The sequence below is a fragment of the Brevundimonas lenta genome, from assembly GCF_014196335.1.
In the GTDB taxonomy this organism is placed as follows: domain Bacteria; phylum Pseudomonadota; class Alphaproteobacteria; order Caulobacterales; family Caulobacteraceae; genus Brevundimonas; species Brevundimonas lenta.
Genome location: NZ_JACIDM010000001.1, coordinates 317375 through 336387, shown reverse-complemented (window position 1 = coordinate 336387; position 19013 = coordinate 317375). Strand labels below are relative to the sequence as shown.

Genomic DNA, 19013 nt, shown 5'->3' with positions numbered 1-19013 from the left:
TCCGCCCGCATGTCCGCCGCCGCAGCCATCGGCCAGCGTGTCTGGATCAGCACCCGCATCCTGTGGGGCGCGCCCTTTGTGGTCCGCTTCCGCGGCGTGCTGCAGGCCCTGCTCGCCGCCCTGCTCGTGGTCGCCCTGGCGTCGTGGAATCCGGCCGATCCCAGCCTGAACGCCGCCTCCACCGCCGCGCCGTCCAACTGGCTCGGCGCCAACGGCGCCCTGTTCGCCGACCTGCTGATGCAGTCGCTGGGCCTCGCCGCCTGGCCGGCCTGCCTGCTGCTGATCGCCTTCGGCCTGGCCGGCGCCATCGGCGACGCCATCCAGCAGCGCCTCAAGCCCACGTCGGTGAAGGCCCTGTCGGCGACCGGCGGCGTGCTGGCCCTGTCCGCCGCGCTCTCGGCCCTCGCCCCGCCCGCCGCCTGGCCGCTGGCCGCCGGTCTGGGCGGTCTGTGGGGCGACGCCATCGTCGGCCTGATCCGTATGGCCTGCACGGCGATGCGCATCCCCGGCGCCGCGATCATCGCCGGCGTCATGTTCCTGCCGCTGGCCCTGTGGGGCATCGGCTACGCCATCGGGCTGCGCTTCTCCGACATCGGCGAGACCATGGCCTGGAGCCGCAACCGCCGCCGTCGCGCCGCCGCCCCGCCGACCCCGCCCGCCCGCGCCAAGGCTCCGCCGCGCGTCCGCCCGGCGCCCGAGCCCGAGCTCGAGGACTACGCCCCCATCGGCCTCGACGCCGCCGACGAGACCCCGCCGTGGGAGGAGCCCGTCGCCGCGCCCACGCCCGCCCGTTCCGCGCCCGAACCGAAAGTCGCCGCCACCAAGGCCCCCAAGGCCTCGAAGCGTGAGGTCGACGACGCCCAGGTCGCCTTCGACTTCGCCCGTCCGTCCACCGGCGGCTTCGACCTGCCGCCGCTCGGCATGCTGTCCAAGCCGGTCAAGCGCGTCGCCTCGGTCGACGAGGAAGCGCTGAAGCAGAACGCCAAGATGCTGGAAGGCGTGCTGCAGGAGTTCGGCGTCCGCGGCGTCATCGACCAGATCCGCCCCGGCCCGGTCGTCACCCTGTACGAACTGGTCCCGGCTCCCGGCGTGAAGCACGGCCGCGTCGTCGCCCTGTCGGACGACATCGCCCGCTCCATGTCCGCCCGCGCCTGCCGCATCTCCGTAGTCCAGGGCCGTAACGCCATCGGCATCGAACTGCCCAACGCCAAGCGCGAGACCGTCTATCTGCGCGACCTGCTGGCCTCGACCGAATACGACAAGCCCTCGCACCTGCTGCCGCTGGCGCTGGGCGAGACCATCGGCGGCGAGCCCTATGTCGCCGACCTGGCGCGCATGCCCCACCTGCTGATCGCCGGCACCACCGGCTCGGGCAAGTCGGTCGGGGTCAACGCCATGATCCTGTCGATCCTGTACAAGCTGACGCCCGAGCAGTGCCGCTTCATCATGATCGACCCGAAGATGCTGGAGCTCAGCGTCTACGACGGCATCCCGCACCTGCTGGCCCCGGTCGTCACCGATCCCAAGAAGGCCGTCGTCGCGCTGAAGTGGACCGTGCGCGAGATGGAGGACCGCTACCGCCGCATGTCCAAGCTCGGCGTGCGCAACATCGCCAGCTACAACGACCGCGCCCGCGCCGCGATCGAGAAGGGCGAGCATTTCGAACGCACCGTCCAGACCGGCTTCGACGAGCAGGGCCGCCCCGTCTACGAGTCCGAGAAGATCCGCCCCGAGCCCATGCCCTATCTGGTCGTGGTCATGGACGAGATGGCCGACCTGATGCTGGTCGCCGGCAAGGACGTCGAAGGCGCCGTGCAACGCCTGGCCCAGATGGCCCGCGCCGCCGGCATCCACCTGATCATGGCCACGCAGCGTCCGTCGGTGGACGTTATCACCGGCACCATCAAGGCGAACTTCCCGACCCGGATCTCCTTCCAGGTCACCTCCAAGATCGACAGCCGCACCATCCTCGGCGAGCAGGGCGGCGAGCAGCTGCTGGGCCAGGGCGACATGCTCTACATGGCCGGCGGCGGCCGCATCACCCGCCTGCACGGCCCGTTCGTGGACGACAAGGAAGTCGAGGCCGTCTGCAATCACCTGAAGTCCCAGGCCGAGCCCGACTACCTCGACCTGATCACCGACGATCCGGACGGCGACGGCGACAACGCCTTCGGCGACGACGGCGGGAACGGCGGCTCGGGCGACGACCTCTACGACCGCGCCGTCGCCGTGGTCACCCGCGACCGCAAGGCCTCGACCAGCTACGTCCAGCGCCGTCTGCAGATCGGCTACAACCGCGCCGCCTCCCTGATCGAGCGCATGGAGCAGGAGGGCGTCGTCAGCCCGGCCAACCACGCCGGCAAGCGCGACGTCCTCGCCGGTCCGCCCCCGATGGGTTGATCCGGGTCAGCCCGGAATGACCGCGGTGGTGTAGGGGGCGTGCAGCTCCCAACCGAGTCGCTCGTAGAGCGCCCGCCCGGCCTCGGTCGCCACCAGCACGCCATCGCGCCCGCCGCGCTCGCGCCCGACGGTCTCGAGGATGCGCATCAGCCGGCTGCCGAGACCACGACGGCCATGCTCCGGCGCTGTGAGAATGCGATCGAAAATGATGCGCTCCTCGACCACCGCCACCCGCCCGCAGGCCGCCTCTTCGCCATCGCCGGTCAGGAAGCGGGCGAAGGAGACAGGACCGGGCTCGAGTTCGAGCCTGTACCCCGCCGGCGCATCTTCGGGCGGCCCCATGGTTCCGGCTAGCGTCATCATGAAGCCCGGCGGCTGCACCGCCCATCGCTCGTCCAGAAATGGCCGAACCACGTCCGCGCCGGCGCAGACTTTCAGAAATACGTGGGGTACCCGGATCGCCGTAGCCCGGCTCCGCAAGGCCTCCCCCGGATCAGCATAAACATAGCGGGCGATCTGGTCCGGCTGGCCGACATCGACACGCCAGGCCCCGTCGTCCCGCACCGGAGCCTGTACGCCTCGGGTCACGGCCCAGCCGCGGATCCAGATGGCCAGAAGTTCGGGATCGACGCTCATCCCGACATCGTGCCGATCCGGCCGATTCCGGGCAACGCTCCACCATCGGAGGCGTTTCGCCTGGCGCCGTCGGCCCGATAAAGCTGAACAGGGCTTCATCGGAGCGCCGGAATATGGTCTGGCTCGCGTCACGCCCCTGACAGACCGCGCCGGCATGACGGCATGATCGACAACCATCCCGAACGGGAGAAGCCTGAATGACCGTCTCACGCCGCGCCTTTGCGCTCGGATCCGCCGCCGTCGCCGCGATCGCCGCCCTGCCGGCGCACGCCCAAGCGGCCCTGTCGGCCGAGGACCGCGCCACCCTGGCCCGCGCCCAGACCTATCTCCAGGGCCTGACCTCGGCCCAGGGCACGTTCACCGAAATCTCGGGCCAGCAGCGCCGCGAGGGCCGCTTCTATCTGCAGCGCCCGGGCAAGATGCGCTTCGAGTACACCACCCCGGCCGGCCTGATCGTCGTCTCGGACGGCAACAACGTGAAGCGCTACGACCCGCGCCTGAACGTCTTCCGCCAGGTGCCGCTCGGCGCCACGCCGCTGTCGACCTTCCTGGCCCGCAACGTCCGCTTCGACCAGGGCGTCCGCATCGACCGCGTCACCCGCATGCAGTCCGGCGCCTTCGCCATCACCGCCCGCGACGCCCGCCGTCCGAACGACGGCTCGGTCATCCTGTCCTTCGCCGGCGACCCGGTCCGGCTGCACGAATGGACCATCACCGACGCCCAGGGCGCGCGCACGACCACCCGCCTGACCACGCTCGAGCCCGCCTCGGGCCTCGCCGCCAGCCTGTTCCAGCTGCGCGATCCGACCGAGCGTCGCAGCGGCCGCAACGACTAGGTCGCCTCTCAGGGGAAGCGTTGCCGTATCGCCACGACCCGGCCTTGCCGAACCGCGGTTTGACATTTTTCAGATCGCGTGGCACTTTCGCCACAGATCGGCGGGAGCCGGTCTGACCCGCTACGGATTTCATCCCCTTCCCGGCGGCGAGAGAGACGAACCTTCCGGCGCCCGATCCCCCCGGATCGGGCGCTTTTTTGTTGGGCGGCGGGCCCGGGATGCTAGACCCCCTCCCCATGCGCATCACCACCTGGAACATCAACTCGGTCCGCCTGCGCGTGGACCAGGTCGCCCGCTTCGTCGCCGAGAGCGGGACCGACGTCCTGTGCCTGCAGGAGATCAAATGCCTGGAGGACCAGTTCCCCCGGGCCGCCTTCGAGGCGATGGGCCTGCCGCACCTGAAGATCGGCGGACAGAAGGGCTGGCACGGCGTCGCCATCGCCAGCCGCAAGCCGATCACCGAGGCCCCGGCGCTGGACGTCTGCCGCGAACGCCACGCCCGCTGCGTCGGCGTCATGGTCGACGGCGTCGAGATCCAGAATTTCTACATCCCCGCCGGCGGCGACGTCGCCGATCGCGCGGTGAACCCCAAGTTCGACCACAAGCTGGACTTCTACGAGCGCCTGACCGCCGAGATGTCGAACCGCGACAGGCAGCGCCCGCTCGTGCTGGCCGGCGACTTCAATATCGCGCCGGGCGAGAACGACGTCTGGAACCACCGCTACATGTCGAAGATCGTCAGCCACACGCCGCTGGAGGTCGAGACCCTGCGCCGTCTCCAGGCCGCCGGCGGCTTCTCCGACGTGCTGCGCGACCAGATCCCCGAACCGCAGAAGCTGGCGAGCTGGTGGAGCTACCGCGCCGCCGACTTCCGCAAGTCGAACCGCGGCCTGCGCCTCGACCACCTGTGGACCTCGCCCGGCCTGACCCCGGCGGTGAAGGCCGGCACGGCCCGCATCCACGACGACGTCCGCGCCTGGGAACAGCCCAGCGACCACGCCCCCGTCAGCATGGATCTGGACGTCTAGAACCGCACCTCTTCCGCCAGGAAGTCGAGGAACACCCGCACGCGCGACGGCAGCCGCCCGCCGTGGCCGACATAGACGGCGCGGGTCTCCTCGATGTCGCCCGGATTGAAGGCCTCCAGCACCTGAACCAGCCGTCCGGCCTCCAGGTCCGGCCCGATGTGGAACAGCGACAGCCGCGCCAGCCCCTGACCGGCCAGCGCCAGCCCGCGGGCGGTCTCGCCGTCCCCGGCCGTGGCCCGTCCCGTCACCGGCCGTGTGATCCGCTGCCCCTCCGCCGTCACGAACGGCCAGCCGTCCAGACTGCGGCTGAAGTTGAAGCCGATCAGGTCATGGGCGGCCAGGTCGTCCAGCGTCTCCGGCGTACCGCGCCGGGCCAGGTAGTCGGGACTGGCCACCACCGTCATCCGGGTCTCGACCAGTTTGCGGGCCATCAGTTGCGACGCCGGCATCGGACCGACCCGAATAGCCACGTCGGCGCGCTCGTCCATCAGGTTCACCACCTGGTCGGTCAGCACCAGGTCCAGCGCCACCTCGGGGTAGCGGGCGGTGAAGACCGGAACGAGCGGGATCAGTCGGTGCACGCCGAACGGCACGCTGGAATTGACCCGCACCCGCCCACGCGGCGTCGCCGTGGTCGCCACCGACCGCTCCGCCTCGTCGATATCGGCCAAGACCCGCACGGCCTTGTCATGGAAATCCTGCCCTTCGGGCGTCAGCGTCAGGCTGCGCGTCGACCGGTTGATCAGCCGCGCGCCCAGCCGCGCCTCCAGCCGCGACACCAGCTTGCTGACCGCCGACGGCGTCATCCGCAACGACCGCGCCGCCGCCGACAGCCCGCCCAGCGCCACCACGCGGACGAAAACCTCCATCTCGCCGGAGCGGTTCAGATCCAGTCGGGCCATCGTTGATTTGAACTCACAGATGCAGGTCGTCCGTGACATCTAGTGCGCGGACGTCCCGGCCGCCATCTCGGCCGCCATGACCCGCACCGCCTCCCGCACCCCGCTCGCCCTCTACGCCCTGACCGTCGGCGCCTTCGGCATCGGCGTCACCGAGTTCGTCATCATGGGCCTGCTGCTGCAGGTCTCGGGCGATCTAGGCGTCTCCGTGCCCGCCGCCGGCCTGCTGATGACCGGCTATGCGCTCGGCGTCTTCGTCGGCGCGCCGCTGCTGACCATCGCCACCCGCAGACTGCCGAAGAAGACGACCCTGCTGGTGCTCATGGGCATCTTCACCCTCGGCAATCTCGCCTGTGCGCTCGCGCCGACCTACGAGCTGCTGATGGCGGCGCGGATCCTCACCGCCCTGGCCCACGGCACCTTCTTCGGCGTCGGCGCGGTCGTCGCCACGACGCTGGTGGCGCCGGAGAAGAAGGCCTCGGCCATCGCCATCATGTTCACCGGCCTGACCCTGGCCACCCTGTTGGGCGTGCCCTTCGGCGCCTGGCTGGGCCTGCAGTTCGGCTGGCGCTCGACCTTCCTCGCCGTCACCGCCATCGGCGTGCTGGCCCTGGTCGTCCTCGCGGCGCTGGTTCCGGCGACTAAGACCGCCGAACCGCTCGGCCGCCTGCGCGACGAGTTCGCCGTATTGAAGCGCCCGCAGGTTCTGCTCGGCCTGGCCATGACCGTGCTCGGCTTCGGCGGCGTCTTCGCCATCTTCACCTACATCCAGCCGATCCTGACGGAGATCTCCGGCTGGTCGGAAGCCGCCGTCTCGCCGATCCTGCTGGTCTTCGGCGCGGGCCTGGTCGGCGGCAACCTGCTGGGCGGCAAGCTGGCCGACAAACGCCTCGCCCCGGCCCTGCTCGGCACCCTGGCGGCGCTGACCGTGGTCATGTTCGCCTCGGGCTTCGCCTTCCATGACCGCATCGGCGCGATCGTCGCCACCTTCCTGCTCGGCGCCGCCGCCTTCTCGACCGTCGCCCCGCTTCAACTGCGCGTGCTCCAGCAGGCCGGCGGCGCAGGTCAGGGCCTGGCCTCCAGCCTGAACATCGCCGCCTTCAACCTCGGCAACGCCTTCGGGGCCTGGCTGGGCGGCGCGGTGATCGCCAGCGCCGCCGGGATCGCCGCGGTGCCGATGATCTCGGCCGCCGTCCCCCTGGCCGCGCTGGGCCTGGCGGTTCTTAGTCTGTCGATGGAGCGGCGGGCCGCGAAGCCCGCCATCGCCGAGGCCTGAGCCCTACGGCTGCAGCCGGTAGCCGCCCGCGTCGGTCAGCAGCAGCCGCGCCTGACCGGGCTCGGGCTCGATCTTCTGGCGCAGGCGGTAGATGTGGGTTTCCAGCGTGTGGGTGGTGACGCCGGCGTTGTAGCCCCACACCTCGGTCAGCAGCTCCTCGCGCGACACGGCCTTGGCCCCGGCGCGATAGAGGTACTTCAGGATGTTGGTTTCCTTCTCCGTCAGCCGGACCTTCTTGCCCTTGTCGTCGACCAGCACCTTGGCCGCCGGACGGAACTCGTAGGGCCCGATGCGGAAGACGGCGTCCTCGGACTGCTCGTGGCTGCGCAGATGGGCCCGGATACGGGCCAGCAGCACAGCGAAGCGGAAGGGCTTGGTGACGTAGTCGTTGGCCCCCGACTCCAGCCCTAGCACGGTGTCGGAGTCCGACGTCTGGCCCGTCAGCATGATGATCGGGGTCGAGACCCCGTCCTTGCGCAGCAGCCGGCAGGCCTCGCGGCCGTCCATGTCGGGCAGGTCGACGTCCAGCAGGATCAGATCGGCCCGCACCTCGCGCCCCATCCGGACGCCTTCGGCGGCGGTCGAGGCCTGGACCGGCCGGAAGGCCTCGTGCAGCGCCAATTGCTCGGCCAACGCTTCGCGAAGGTCGTCGTCGTCGTCGATGATGAGGATCGTCTTGGGGGTGGGCATGTCTTCAAGAATGGCGAGGCTTGGCCCATCCGCCAAGGGCGGCGACCCTCAGCGAAGCGGTTTTCAGTCCATAGAGGGCGTTTCGGGTCAATTTCGTTCCCCGAACAGCGCCGATCCGATCCGCACATGGGTCGCGCCGAAACGGATCGCGGTCTCGTAGTCGCCGCTCATCCCCATCGACAGCACCGACAGGCCGTTCCGGCGGGCGATCTTCCGCAGCAGGGCGAAATGGGGCCCGGGGGCCTCCTCGACCGGCGGAATGCACATCAGCCCCTCGACGTTCAGGCCCAGCGAGCGGGCATGGGCGATCATATCGTCCGCCTCCTCCGGCAGCGTCCCGGCCTTCTGCGGCTCCGCTCCGGTATTGACCTGCACCAGCACCCGCGGCGCCCGCCCGGTCTTCGTCGACGCAGCCGCCAGCGCATCGGCCAGTTTCGGCCGGTCCAGCGTCTCGATGACATCGAACAGCGCCACCGCCTCGACCGCCTTGTTGGTCTGCAGCGGCCCAATCAGGCGCAACTCCAGCCCCGGCGTGTCGCGTCGGGTCGCCCAGTGCGCCTCGGCCTCCTGCACCCGGTTCTCGCCGAACACCCGCTGCCCCGCCGTCAGCGCCGCGGCGAGCGCTTCATCGGGCTGGGTCTTGGTCACCGCGGTCAGCACCACGCCGGACGCATCCCGCCCGGCGATCCGGCACGCCCGGGCGATCCGGCGGCGCACGGCCTCGAAGCTGGACGCGACGGCTGTATCGGGGGAAGAGGTCGTCATGATCAGCCCGGACGCCGGAATCCTGTGGGAGGTCGCCAGCGGTCTAGCCCGCGACGCCGCCAAAGTCAGCCGCATCGCCGGACGACCCGGCCCGGCCCTGCCGCCGCTGCTGTTCTTCACCGACCCCGAACGCACGTCCCGCCCGTGGGAGACGGCGGCGCGTCTGCCGGTAGGCTCCGGCGTCGTCTACCGCCATTTCGGAGCGGCTGACGCCCGCGACACGGCCCTGCGCCTGCGCGAGGCCACGACGGGCCGCGACGTCCTGCTGTTGATCGGCCTGGACGCCGAGATCGCCGAGGCGGTCGGCGCCGACGGCGTCCACCTGCCTGAGCGGGTCCTAGGTCAGGCCGCCTCGCTCGCAGCCGCCCGGCCGGACTGGCGCATCACCGGCGCCGTGCACACGGCGGAGGCGCTGGAACAGGCGGCCCACCTCGACGCAGCGGTGCTGTCCCCGGTCTTCCCCGCCGGCGGTGCTTCGGCGGCCAGGCCCGCCCTGGGGCTGCAGCGCTTCAGCCAACTGGTCGCCGCCGCCCCCTGCCCGGTCTATGCGCTGGGCGGGATCGATACGAAAAACGCGCGCGAGCTCATCGGCTCGGGCGCGTGCGGACTGGCGGGGGTTCAGGCGATCCGGGCGGCGTTCGGCCCGGACTGATCGATCAGAAGCGGAAGATCGATTCCAGACGGAAGCGCGGGGCGGCGCGCTGGTCGGTCTGCGGCGCGCGGGCCGGATCGCGCTCGGGCTCGGCGAGGCCGGCCGAGGCGCCGACGCGCAGGCGCGGGTTGACGCTGTAGTAGGCGCCCGCCTCGACGTCGCCGAGGTTGCTTTCGCGACCGACCGGCTGACTGAGGTTCAGGTCCAGGCCCCAACGGCCACGTTCGGTGAAGCGCAGACGGCTTTGACCGGTCTGGGCGCGGGCATTCTGGGCTTCGGTGAGTGAAACGGCGGGGGCGCGGCTGCGCGTGGACGCGGCTTGAGCCGCCGCTGCATCCGCAACGGCGAGCGTCATCAGGCCCGCAGCCAGTCCAGCGATGACAGCGCCCTTGCGCATATCCCACCCTTCACGCCGCGGCAGGCATCCCGCCACGGTCCTATCCAGCAAGTAGACACTGCTGGTTAGCCCGGTCAATGAAACGGCGCCGCTAGGCTTGGGTTCCATGCGAGTCAGAAGACTCCTGTGGCGCGAGCGTCACGGCCCGGATGGTCGCGCGCCACGTGTATGACGCACTGCGGACATGATTGCGGCCGCCGATCCGCGTCTTCGCCTTGTCATAGCCCCTTTTCGCCGTGTTATAGAGCGTCGCTTCGGCTTCCGACCCGCGTCGGGCGGGCCGGCGCGCGCGTCCGGGGCGTCCGGCGTGCGCCACGAAGAATGGAGAACTCTCGATGGTGCTGGTTCGCGGCGCTGCGGTCGCCCTGATCGCCTCGGGTCTGATGCTGGGCGCATGCAGCTCGATCCCCGGTATGGGCGGCGCGGAGAAGCCCGCAGCGGCCCAGGCGGGCATCGGCGTCAACGCCTATCTGTGGCGCGCCACGCTCGACACCCTGAGCTTCATGCCGCTGGCCAACGCCGATCCGTGGGGCGGCGTGATCAATTACGACTGGTACGTCGATCCGCGTACGCCGAACGAGCGCTTCAAGGCGACCGTCTTCATCCTCGACACGCGACTTCGCGCCGATGCGCTGAACGTCTCCGTGACCAAGGAAGTCCGTGACGCGACCGGCAACTGGGTCGGCGCTCCGGTGGCCGCCCAGACCGAAACCGACCTGGAGAACGCCATCCTTACGAAGGCGCGCCAGCTCAACCTTCAGAACGCCGGCTGATTCACTCCTCCCGACCATAGCCTCCTCAAGGCTCGCCCTTCAGGAGCGACGCCTTAAGGATTCCCGTGGCCCGCTACGAGCCCAAGACCGCCGAACCCCGCCAGCAGGCCCGCTGGGCGGCCGCTGACGCCTTCCGCACGCCGACCGAAGGCACGGGAAAGCCGAAATACTACGTCCTCGAGATGTTCCCCTACCCGTCGGGGAACATCCACATGGGCCACGCCCGCAACTACGTCATGGGCGACGTCGTGGCCCGCTCCCGCCGGGCGCAGGGCTTCGACGTCCTGCACCCGATGGGCTGGGACGCCTTCGGTCTGCCGGCCGAGAACGCAGCCATCGAGCGCGGCATCCATCCCGGCGACTGGACCTGGTCCAACATCGCCGCCATGCGCGACCAGCTGAAGCTGCTGGGCCTGTCGCTGGACTGGAGCCGCGAGTTCGCCACCTGCGACCCGGCCTACTACGGCAAGCAGCAGGCGTGGTTCCTCGAACTGTTCAAGCGCGGCCTGGTCTATCGCAAGGACTCGATCGTCAACTGGGATCCGGTCGACAACACCGTCCTGGCCAATGAGCAGGTCGTCGACGGCCGCGGCTGGCGTTCCGGCGCGATCGTCGAGAAGCGCAAGCTGAACCAGTGGTTCCTGCGCATCACCGACTACGCCGACGACCTGATCGACGGCCTGAAGGAACTGGAAGGCCGCTGGCCCGACAAGGTCCGCCTGATGCAGGAGAACTGGATCGGCCGCTCCAAGGGTCTGCAGATGACCTGGGCGTGGGCCGGTCAGGCCCCGGCCGCCGCGCCGGACGGTCTGGAGATCTACACCACCCGGCCCGACACCCTGTTCGGCGCCAGCTTCATGGGCATCGCCGCCGACCACCCGGTCGCGCGCGCCCTGGCCGAGACCAATCCCGACGCCGCCGCCTTCATCGCCGAATGCCGCAAGGGCGGATCGACCCAGGCCGAGATCGAACAGGCCGAAAAGATCGGTTTCGACACCGGTCTGAAGGTCCTGCATCCGTTCGACGGCCGCGAGGTCAGCGTCTGGATCGCCAACTTCATCCTGTCGGAATACGGCACCGGCGCCATCTTCGGCTGCCCGGCCCACGACCAGCGTGACCTCGACTTCGCCCGCAAATACGACCTGCCGGTGATCCCGGTCGTCCGTCCCGAGGGCGCCGGCGACGATTTCGCCGTGGCGAACGAGGCCTATACGGGCCCGGGCGCCCTGTTCCACTCCGACTTCATGGACGGCATGGAGATCGAGCCCGCCAAGGCCGCGGCCATCGCCCGCATCGAGGCCGCCGGCCAGGGCGAAGGCGCCACCATCTACCGCCTGCGCGACTGGGGCGTCAGCCGCCAGCGCTATTGGGGCTGCCCCATCCCGGTCATCCACTGCCCGTCCTGCGGCGCCGTGCCGGCCGACCAGCTGCCGGTGGAGCTGCCCAGAGACGTCACTTTCGACGTGCCCGGCAACCCGCTGGATCGCCACCCGACCTGGAAGCACGTCAAATGTCCGTCGTGTCACGGTGATGCGACACGTGAGACGGATACGCTCGACACCTTCGTCGACTCCAGCTGGTATTTCGCCCGCTTCACCGACCCGACGGCGGCCGATCCGATCGCGAAAGCGGCGGCCGACAAATGGCTGCCGGTCGACCAGTACATCGGCGGTGTCGAACACGCCGTGCTGCACCTCCTCTACGCCCGCTTCATCAGCCGGGCCCTGAGCGACGCGGGGCTGATGAGCGTCAAGGAGCCGTTCGCCGGCTTGTTCACCCAGGGCATGGTGGTCCACGAGACCTACCGTCGCGCCGACGGCGCCTGGGTCGAGCCCACCGACGTCGAGCTGTCCAATGACGGCGGCAGGCGCTCGGCCCGCCAGCTCTCCACTGGCGAGGCCCTGACCATCGGCGACATCGAGAAGATGTCCAAGTCGAAGAAGAACGTCGTCGCCCCGCAGGAGATCGTCGACACCTACGGCGTCGACGCCGGCCGCCTGTTCGTCCTCTCGGACAGCCCGCCCGAACGCGACGTCCAGTGGACCTCCGGCGGCGTCGAGGGCGCCAGCCGCTTCGTCCAGCGCGTCTGGGCCGAGGTCGACGGCTTCGATCCCGCGGCTGCCGGCGACGAGTCCGCCAACGCCTCCCTCGTTCGCGAGACGCACAAGGCCATCAAGGCGGTGTCGGAAGGCATCACCGGCTTCCGCTTCAACTCGGCCATCGCCAAGCTCTACGCCTTCGTCGCCACCGTGCGCGATCACGGCGCGGCCGGCGGCGACGCCCGTCGTCAGGCCCTGTCGGCCCTGGCGCGCCTCGTGGCCCCGTTCACTCCGCACCTGGCCGAGGAATGCTGGACGCGGCTGGGCGAAGAGGGAATGATCCTCGACGCGCCCTGGCCGGTTTACGATCCGGCTCTGGCGGCGGACGACGAGGTCACCCTGCCCATCCAGGTCAACGGCAAGCGTCGCGGCGAGATCCGCGTCGCCCGCGGCCTGGAGCCGGCGGCGGTCGAGGCCATCGTCCTCGCCGATCCGGAGGTTCAGGCGCGGCTGGAGGGTCTGACCGTGAAGAAGATCGTGGTGGTCAAGGATCGTATCGTGAACGTGGTGGTCGGCTGATGCGCGCGCTCAGCCTGGCCGGGACCTTCGCTATTGTCGCGTCCCTGGGACTGGCCGGCTGCGGTTTCACGCCGCTGTACGGCGACACGGGATCGGGATCGTCCCTGTCCCGCATCGCCGTGACCACCCAGGACGACCGTCTCGGCTATCGGGTGCGCGAGCAGCTCGAGGACGCCCTCGGCCGCGACGGCTCGCAGCCGCCGCTGTGGAAGCTCGAAACCACGCTTGAGCAGGGCCGCCGCCCGCTGGGCCGTCGCATCGACGACACCGCCGCCCGCTACGAGCTGACGGTGCGTGGCACCTGGACCCTGACGCCGATCACCGGCGGCGTTCCCGTCCGCGGCGTCGAGACCGTCACCACCACCTACGCCGCCGCCGACCAGCCCTACGCGGCCATCGCCGCCCAGCAGGACGGCGAGGAGCGTGCCGCGGCCGAACTGGCCCGCCTGATCCGTCTCGACCTGCTGCGGACCCTGTCGGACCAGTGATCCTCTCCAAACGGCCCGAGGTCGACCGCTTCCTTAAGTCTCCGGACAGGGGCGTCCGCGCCGCCGTCATCCACGGCAAGGACCGTTCGGGCGTCGCCGAACGCGCGGAGATTCTGTGCAAGGCCATCACGCCTGACCTGAACGACCCGTTCAACGTCACCCTGCTGACCGACTCCGACATCGACGGTGACGAGGCCCGTCTGGACGAGGCCCTGACCGCGCTGAGCATGATCGGCGGCCGCCGCCTCGTGCGCGTGCGCCTGTCGGCCGAGAAGGCCTCGATCGACAAGATGCTGGCCGCGGCGCTCAAGACCCACGCCGAGGGCGGCTTCAACCCCGACGCCATGCTGGTCATCGAGGCCGGCGCTCTGGGCCGTGACTCCGCCCTGCGCAAGGCCGCCGAGGCCGACAAGGCCGCCGTCGGGATCGCCTGCTACGAGGACGAGACGGGCGACGTCGCCCGCATGACCCGCGAGGCGCTGGCCGCCGACAAGGTCGGCCTGACCGGCGACGCGCTGGACCGCTTCGTCTCCCGCCTCCCCCGCGAGCGCGGCCTGATGCGTCAGGAGATCGAGCGTCTGGTGCTCTACATCGGCCCGGGCAGCGGCCGCACCATCGATACGCCCGAGCTGGAGCTGCATCTGGGCGTGGAGCCCGACGCCTCGCTGCAGGACGCCGCCCTGCAGGCCTTCGGCGGCCGTCCCGCGCCGTCCCAGGCCGGCCTGCGTCGCGCCCTGGCGGAAGGCGAAAGCCCCGTCATGGCGGTGCGCCAGGCGTCCATCCACCTGGGCAAGCTGCGCCGCATCAATGTGCTCATGGCCAACGGCGCGGGCGCCAAGGAGGCCGCCAAGGCCGCCGGCGTCTTCTGGAAGCAGGAAGCCGAAATGCTGCGCCAGGCGCGCAACTGGCGGATCGAGGATCTGGAAAAGGTGCTCGACAGCGTCAACGCCGCCGACATCGCCACCAAGACGACAGGCTCGCCCGACCAGCTGATCGCCGAACGCCTTCTGCTGGAAATCTCCGCCCGCGCCCGCCGGCTGGGTCTCTAGCCCCGCTTCGAGGCCCTGCGGAAGGCGGGCTTGTTGGCCGCCGCGCTCTGCTTGGCCATCGTCTTCTCGGCGTGCTGCGCCGGCTTGAAGCCGCCCGATGACGGGACGCCCGCAGCGCCCTTCTTGGCGGCCAGCGCCTTCTTCATCGCTTCGGCGGTCGGATTGGTCGGCTTGTCGGTCATGGCCTCAGTCTGCCACGCGTCGCCGCGCCAGCCAAACCGTGGCCCTGCCCTCAGCCGCGCATAAGCCGGCGGCACAGGTCGTCCAGCTGCTCCAGCGAGGCGTAGCGGATGCTCAGCTCGCCCCGGCCGCCCTTGTCGGCCAGCTGGACCTTCAGGCCCAGGGCGTCGGCCAGATCCTGCTCAAGCGCTGCGACGTCGGCCGAGCCTTCGCCGTTCACCGTCGCCGGGCGCGACCGACCAGGCCGGGGACCTTCGGCGGCGCGGCGCGCCAGCGCCTCGACCTGACGCACGTTCAGGCCCTCTCGATAGGCCTGATCGGCCAGCTCGACGGGGTTCGGCGCGGTGATCACCGCGCGGGCGTGACCGGCCGACAGCTTGCCCTCGCGGACGTACTGCAGCACCTCTTCCGGCAGCTGCAGCAGGCGCAGGGTGTTGGCCACATGGCTGCGGCTCTTGCCGACCACGCCGGCGACGGCGTCCTGGGTGCGGCCGAAACGCTCCATCAGCATGCGATAGGCGTCGGCCTCTTCCAGCGGGTTCAGGTCCGCGCGCTGGACGTTCTCGATGATCGCGACCTCGAACACCTCGACGTCGTCCATCTCGCGCACGACGATCGGCGCCTCGGTCAGGCGGGCCAGCTGGGCCGCGCGCCAGCGGCGTTCGCCGGCGATGATCTGCCAGACCCCGTCCTGCCCGGGCTGCGACCGGACCAGGATGGGCTGAAGCACGCCCTTGTCGCGGATCGAGGTGGCCAGTTCCTCCAGGTCCTCGCGATTGAAGATCTTCCGGGGCTGGTCGGGATTGGGCTTCAGGCTCTCGATCGGCGCCATACGCACGCCGGCGGGGGCGGGCGAGCCGTCCACCGGAACCGCGTCCGCAACCTGTTCCCCCAGAAGGGCCGACAATCCCCGGCCCAGACCGCGCTGACGTTCGCTCAAGATACTGATCCGTTCTTCTAAATCTGTACTACGCGGCCTGCAGGCGCCGCTTGCGCTCACGCGCCACCACCTCGCGCGCCAGCCGCAGATAGGCCTGGCTGCCGGCGCATTTCAGGTCGTAGATCAGCGCCGGCTTGCCGAAAGACGGCGCCTCGGCGACCCGCACGTTCCGCGGAATGACCGAGTCGTAGACCTTGTCGCCGAAGTGGGCGCGCACATCGTTGGCCACCTGCCCCGACAGGGCGCTGCGGCGATCGAACATGGTCAGGACCAGGCCCTGGATCTCCAGCGAGGTGTTCAGGCTCTGGCGCACCATGTCGATTGTCTTCATCAGCTGCGTCAGGCCCTCCAGCGCGAAAAACTCGCACTGCAGCGGCACCAGCACGGCGTCCGCCGCGGCCATGGCGTTCAGCGTCAGCAGATTGAGCGACGGCGGGCAGTCGATCAGCACATAGTCGTACCGGGTATGTCCGTCCCGGCCCTGGGACCCCAGCGCATCGCGCAGGCGGAACGAGCGGCGATCGGCCTGGCTCAGCTCGATCTCGACGCCCGACATGTCCGGATCGGCCGGCAGGATAAACAGCCCCGGCACGGAGGTCTGGACGGCGGAATCGTCGACGGCGCGGCCGTCCACGATCACGTCGTAGATCGTCACCCGGCGTGTTTCACGTGGAACGCCCAGACCCGTGGAGGCATTGCCCTGCGGGTCCATGTCGACGATCAGCACCTTCTCGCCGATGGCGGCCAGGGCGGTGCCGAGGTTGATGGCCGTGGTGGTCTTGCCCACCCCGCCCTTCTGGTTGGAGACGGCGAGGACGCGGGTCTTTCGGTCAGCGCGCACGGCGGAGGCTCCGGACGGATACGATACGGCCGCGCGGGTCACTGCGCGAGACGGACAGGTCGCTTTCGAAGCGCCAGACCTTGCGGGCTTCGATCAACTCAACCTCAGCCTTTTCGCCCTTCAGGAACAGCCCCTGCGCGCCTCTCTGCAGATAAGGCTGTGCATAGCCGAGCAGCTTTTCCATAGGCGCCACCGCGCGGGCGGTCACGACATCGACGGTGACCGCATTTTCCTCGGCCCGGCCGTTGATCACCGTGGCCCGCAGCGACAGCGCGTCGACCACCTCCTGCAGGAAGCGGCAGCGCTTGCCGAGACTGTCGATCAGCCACACGTGGGACTTGGCCGTCGACTTCAGCATGATGGCCAGCACCACGCCCGGGAAACCGGCCCCGGCGCCCAGATCGGCCCAGGTCATGGCGTCCGGCGCATAATCCAGCAGCTGGGCCGAGTCCCAGATGTGGCGGTTCCACACGTCGGGCAGGCTGTCCGGCCCGACGAGGTTCATCACGGCGTTGGCTTCCGTCAGTCGGTCGATGAAGGTCTGAAGGTCCGCCATCTGCGCCGGCGTGGCGTTGGTCCGGGCCTGAAAAGCGGCCGCGTCTGAAATGCTCACGCTGCGACCTTCGCCTTCTTCACGTGGGACAACAGCGCCGTCAGCGCCCCCGGGGTCATGCCCTCGATCCGGCCCGCCTGCCCCAGCGTCCGGGGCTGGACCATGATCAGCTTCTCGCGCACCTCGTTGGAGAGGCTGCCGATGGCGGCGTAGTCGAGATCGACCGGCAGGGCCAGGGCCTCTTCCCGTCGCAGCGCCTCGGCGTCGGCGGCCTGGCGGTCAAGATAGCCGGCGTAACCGGCGTCGATCTCCACCTGTTCCCGCACCTGTTTCGACCAGCCGGCGATCTGCGGGAAGGCGGCCTCGAAGGTGTTCAGCGTGACGCCCGGGAACGACAGCAGATCCCTGATCGTGCGGCGCTGGCCGTCGGCGTTGACCGGAATTCCCAGCGTCCCCGCCTCCTTCGGCGTGAATGCCGTGCCCCGCACCAGGGCCGAGGCGGCGGCCAGTTCGGCCGCCTTGATGGCGAAGGCCGCGCCCCGTTTCGTCCCGACCACGCCGGCTTCCAGACCCAGGGGAGTCAACCGTTGATCGGCGTTGTCTGCGCGGAGAGTCAATCTGTACTCGGCCCGGCTCGTGAACATCCGGTAGGGCTCGGTCACACCGCGCGTCACCAGATCGTCGATCATGACACCAATGTAGGCCTGGTCGCGGCCGAGGATCAGCGGATCGGAGCCGGCGGCGGCCCGCGCCGCGTTCAATCCGGCGATCAGCCCCTGGGCCCCCGCCTCCTCATAACCCGTGGTGCCGTTGATCTGGCCGGCCAGATAGAGACCCGGCCGCTTCTTCACTTCCAGCGCCGGGCTCAGCTCGCGTGGGTCGACGTAGTCATATTCGATGGCGTAGCCGAAGCGGAACACCTCGACCGTCTCCAGCCCCGGAATGGTCCGCAGGAAGGCCAGTTGGGTCGCGTCCGACACCGAAGTCGAAATCCCGTTCGGATAGACCGTCGGATCGTCCAGCCCCTCGGGCTCGAGGAAGATCTGGTGCGAGGTCTTGTCGGCGAAGCGCACGACCTTGTCCTCGATCGACGGGCAATAGCGCGGCCCCCGCCCCGACAGATGCCCGCCATAGACGGCGCTCTCGCCGAGGTTTTCGGCGATGATCCGGTGGGTCTCTTCGGTCGTGTGGGTCACGCCGCAGGCGATCTGCGGCACGTCGATGCGGTCGGTCAGGAAGCTGAACGGCACGGGCTCGTCATCGGCGGCCTGGCTGTCCAGCCGGTCCCAGCCGATGGTCCGGCCGTCCAGCCGCGCCGGCGTGCCCGTCTTCAACCGGCCCATCTGCAGACCGGCGCCATAGAGATCCGCGGCCAGTCCGGTCGACGGGGCCTCGCCGTGACGGCCGGCCGGAATGCGTTCGTCGCCCTTGTGGATCACGCCGTTCAGGAAGGTGCCGGTCGTCAGCACCACGGCCCCGGCGCGAACCTCGATGCCCTCGCCCGTGACGACGCCGACGACGCGCGCGCCATCCATGATCAGGCCCTCGGCCGTGCCCGCCATCAGGGTCAGGTTCGGGGTGTTGGCCAGCTCGGCCTGCATGGCCTCGCGGTACAGGCGCCGGTCGATCTGGCTGCGCGGGCCCTGCACCGCCGCCCCCTTGGAGCGGTTCAGCAGACGGAACTGGATACCCGACACATCGCCCAGGCGCCCCATGACGCCGTCCAGGGCGTCGATCTCGCGCACAAGGTGGCCCTTGCCCAGTCCCCCGATGGCGGGGTTGCAGGACATCTCGCCGATGGTCTCGAGCTTCTGGGTCAGCAGGACGGTGCGCGCACCCGTGCGCGCCGAGGCCGCGGCGGCCTCGCATCCGGCGTGGCCGCCGCCGATGACGATGACATCAAAGGAGTTCATAGCGGGGACATAGTCGAAAACCGGCCCATTCGCCACCGGCGCAGTGTCACTGTTTCACGTGAAACCTTGGCCATACCGA

Annotated in this window: 19 protein-coding genes; 9 read left to right on the top strand and 10 right to left on the bottom strand. The window is 69.8% G+C overall.

The features are described from left to right. Window positions 1-9: 9 nt before the first annotated feature. The gene (locus GGR12_RS01765) at window positions 10-2400 is read left to right on the top strand and encodes an FtsK/SpoIIIE family DNA translocase (protein ID WP_183202244.1); all 2391 of its coding nucleotides are present in this window, start codon (window positions 10-12) and stop codon (window positions 2398-2400) included. A 6-nt stretch (window positions 2401-2406) separates the two neighbouring features. On the opposite strand, the gene GGR12_RS01760 is transcribed toward GGR12_RS01765, so the two are convergent. Then, window positions 2407-3036, bottom strand: coding sequence for a GNAT family N-acetyltransferase (locus tag GGR12_RS01760; protein WP_183202236.1), 630 nt, complete (start codon window positions 3034-3036; stop codon window positions 2407-2409). Window positions 3037-3233: 197 nt separating this feature from the next. On the opposite strand from GGR12_RS01760, the gene GGR12_RS01755 reads away from it, so the two are divergent. Both GGR12_RS01755 and xth read left to right on the top strand, forming a co-directional pair. Continuing rightward, window positions 3234-3872, top strand: coding sequence for a LolA family protein (locus tag GGR12_RS01755; protein ID WP_183202234.1), 639 nt, complete (start codon window positions 3234-3236; stop codon window positions 3870-3872). Window positions 3873-4090: 218 nt separating this feature from the next. Then, a complete protein-coding gene (xth, locus tag GGR12_RS01750; protein ID WP_183202232.1) occupies window positions 4091-4900 on the top strand; it encodes an exodeoxyribonuclease III in 810 nt (269 codons plus the stop codon). Here the strand turns inward: xth and GGR12_RS01745 are convergent. Continuing rightward, the gene (locus GGR12_RS01745) at window positions 4897-5802 is read right to left on the bottom strand and encodes a LysR family transcriptional regulator (RefSeq protein WP_183202230.1); all 906 of its coding nucleotides are present in this window, start codon (window positions 5800-5802) and stop codon (window positions 4897-4899) included. The two genes, xth and GGR12_RS01745, sit on opposite strands and share 4 nt — an antisense overlap. A gap of 76 nt (window positions 5803-5878) precedes the next feature. Between GGR12_RS01745 and GGR12_RS01740 the strand changes: the two genes are divergently transcribed. After that, complete coding sequence (locus GGR12_RS01740) at window positions 5879-7075, top strand: MFS transporter (RefSeq protein WP_183202228.1); 1197 nt, start codon at window positions 5879-5881, stop codon at window positions 7073-7075. Between the two features lie 3 nt (window positions 7076-7078). Here the strand turns inward: GGR12_RS01740 and GGR12_RS01735 are convergent, their stop codons facing one another. Further along, window positions 7079-7765 (bottom strand): response regulator transcription factor, encoded by a 687-nt coding sequence (locus GGR12_RS01735; protein WP_183202226.1) that lies wholly within the window; start codon window positions 7763-7765, stop codon window positions 7079-7081. An 87-nt stretch (window positions 7766-7852) separates the two neighbouring features. Next, a complete protein-coding gene (locus GGR12_RS01730; RefSeq protein WP_183202224.1) occupies window positions 7853-8530 on the bottom strand; it encodes a YggS family pyridoxal phosphate-dependent enzyme in 678 nt (225 codons plus the stop codon). On the opposite strand from GGR12_RS01730, the gene GGR12_RS01725 reads away from it, so the two are divergent. Beyond that, a complete protein-coding gene (locus tag GGR12_RS01725) occupies window positions 8529-9182 on the top strand; it encodes a thiamine phosphate synthase (protein ID WP_183202222.1) in 654 nt (217 codons plus the stop codon). The genes GGR12_RS01730 and GGR12_RS01725 overlap by 2 nt on opposite strands. Before the next feature lie 4 nt (window positions 9183-9186). Here GGR12_RS01725 and GGR12_RS01720 read toward each other — a convergent pair whose 3' ends face one another. Continuing rightward, a complete protein-coding gene (locus GGR12_RS01720) occupies window positions 9187-9579 on the bottom strand; it encodes an NtrZ family periplasmic regulatory protein (protein ID WP_183202220.1) in 393 nt (130 codons plus the stop codon). Between the two features lie 335 nt (window positions 9580-9914). On the opposite strand from GGR12_RS01720, the gene GGR12_RS01715 reads away from it, so the two are divergent. The 4 genes from GGR12_RS01715 (at window position 9915) to holA (ending at window position 14507) form a co-directional block, all read left to right on the top strand. Continuing rightward, on the top strand, window positions 9915-10352 hold the full coding sequence (locus GGR12_RS01715; protein ID WP_183202218.1) for a DUF3576 domain-containing protein: 438 nt from the start codon (window positions 9915-9917) through the stop codon (window positions 10350-10352). A 65-nt stretch (window positions 10353-10417) separates the two neighbouring features. Further along, on the top strand, window positions 10418-12970 hold the full coding sequence (leuS, locus tag GGR12_RS01710; protein WP_183202216.1) for a leucine--tRNA ligase: 2553 nt from the start codon (window positions 10418-10420) through the stop codon (window positions 12968-12970). Next, the gene (gene lptE, locus GGR12_RS01705) at window positions 12970-13458 is read left to right on the top strand and encodes an LPS assembly lipoprotein LptE (RefSeq protein WP_183202214.1); all 489 of its coding nucleotides are present in this window, start codon (window positions 12970-12972) and stop codon (window positions 13456-13458) included. The genes leuS and lptE overlap by 1 nt, the downstream gene beginning before the upstream one ends. Continuing rightward, window positions 13455-14507, top strand: coding sequence for a DNA polymerase III subunit delta (holA, locus tag GGR12_RS01700; protein WP_183202212.1), 1053 nt, complete (start codon window positions 13455-13457; stop codon window positions 14505-14507). Before lptE ends, holA begins: the two co-directional genes overlap by 4 nt. Here holA and GGR12_RS01695 read toward each other — a convergent pair. From GGR12_RS01695 to mnmG, 5 genes are read right to left on the bottom strand one after another with little or no spacing between them, the layout of a single operon-like run. Beyond that, window positions 14504-14689, bottom strand: a complete 186-nt coding sequence (locus tag GGR12_RS01695; RefSeq protein WP_183202210.1) for a hypothetical protein — start codon at window positions 14687-14689, stop codon at window positions 14504-14506. The genes holA and GGR12_RS01695 overlap by 4 nt on opposite strands. Window positions 14690-14739: 50 nt before the next feature. After that, entirely contained in the window at window positions 14740-15627 is an 888-nt protein-coding gene (locus tag GGR12_RS01690) for a ParB/RepB/Spo0J family partition protein (protein ID WP_221212180.1), read from the bottom strand. A gap of 28 nt (window positions 15628-15655) precedes the next feature. Continuing rightward, window positions 15656-16468 (bottom strand): AAA family ATPase, encoded by an 813-nt coding sequence (locus GGR12_RS01685; protein ID WP_183202209.1) that lies wholly within the window; start codon window positions 16466-16468, stop codon window positions 15656-15658. Further along, a complete protein-coding gene (gene rsmG / locus GGR12_RS01680; RefSeq protein ID WP_343053144.1) occupies window positions 16458-17075 on the bottom strand; it encodes a 16S rRNA (guanine(527)-N(7))-methyltransferase RsmG in 618 nt (205 codons plus the stop codon). The genes GGR12_RS01685 and rsmG overlap by 11 nt, the downstream gene beginning before the upstream one ends. Before the next feature lie 2 nt (window positions 17076-17077). After that, window positions 17078-18934, bottom strand: a complete 1857-nt coding sequence (mnmG, locus tag GGR12_RS01675) for a tRNA uridine-5-carboxymethylaminomethyl(34) synthesis enzyme MnmG (RefSeq protein WP_183202207.1) — start codon at window positions 18932-18934, stop codon at window positions 17078-17080. Between the last annotated feature and the right edge of the window lie 79 nt (window positions 18935-19013).

Excerpts from the sequence above, each read along its gene's own strand:
- GGR12_RS01765 (WP_183202244.1), top strand. The coding sequence starts at position 10 with ATGTCCGCCGCCGCAGCCATCGGCCAGCGTGTCTGGATCAGCACCCGC.
- GGR12_RS01760 (WP_183202236.1), bottom strand. The coding sequence starts at position 3,036 with ATGAGCGTCGATCCCGAACTTCTGGCCATCTGGATCCGCGGCTGGGCC.
- GGR12_RS01755 (WP_183202234.1), top strand. The coding sequence starts at position 3,234 with ATGACCGTCTCACGCCGCGCCTTTGCGCTCGGATCCGCCGCCGTCGCC.
- xth (WP_183202232.1), top strand. The coding sequence starts at position 4,091 with ATGCTAGACCCCCTCCCCATGCGCATCACCACCTGGAACATCAACTCG.
- GGR12_RS01745 (WP_183202230.1), bottom strand. The coding sequence starts at position 5,802 with ATGGCCCGACTGGATCTGAACCGCTCCGGCGAGATGGAGGTTTTCGTC.
- GGR12_RS01740 (WP_183202228.1), top strand. The coding sequence starts at position 5,879 with ATGACCCGCACCGCCTCCCGCACCCCGCTCGCCCTCTACGCCCTGACC.
- GGR12_RS01735 (WP_183202226.1), bottom strand. The coding sequence starts at position 7,765 with ATGCCCACCCCCAAGACGATCCTCATCATCGACGACGACGACGACCTT.
- GGR12_RS01725 (WP_183202222.1), top strand. The coding sequence starts at position 8,529 with ATGATCAGCCCGGACGCCGGAATCCTGTGGGAGGTCGCCAGCGGTCTA.
- GGR12_RS01730 (WP_183202224.1), bottom strand. The coding sequence starts at position 8,530 with ATGACGACCTCTTCCCCCGATACAGCCGTCGCGTCCAGCTTCGAGGCC.
- GGR12_RS01720 (WP_183202220.1), bottom strand. The coding sequence starts at position 9,579 with ATGCGCAAGGGCGCTGTCATCGCTGGACTGGCTGCGGGCCTGATGACG.
- GGR12_RS01715 (WP_183202218.1), top strand. The coding sequence starts at position 9,915 with ATGGTGCTGGTTCGCGGCGCTGCGGTCGCCCTGATCGCCTCGGGTCTG.
- lptE (WP_183202214.1), top strand. The coding sequence starts at position 12,970 with ATGCGCGCGCTCAGCCTGGCCGGGACCTTCGCTATTGTCGCGTCCCTG.
- GGR12_RS01695 (WP_183202210.1), bottom strand. The coding sequence starts at position 14,689 with ATGACCGACAAGCCGACCAATCCGACCGCCGAAGCGATGAAGAAGGCG.
- mnmG (WP_183202207.1), bottom strand. The coding sequence starts at position 18,934 with ATGAACTCCTTTGATGTCATCGTCATCGGCGGCGGCCACGCCGGATGC.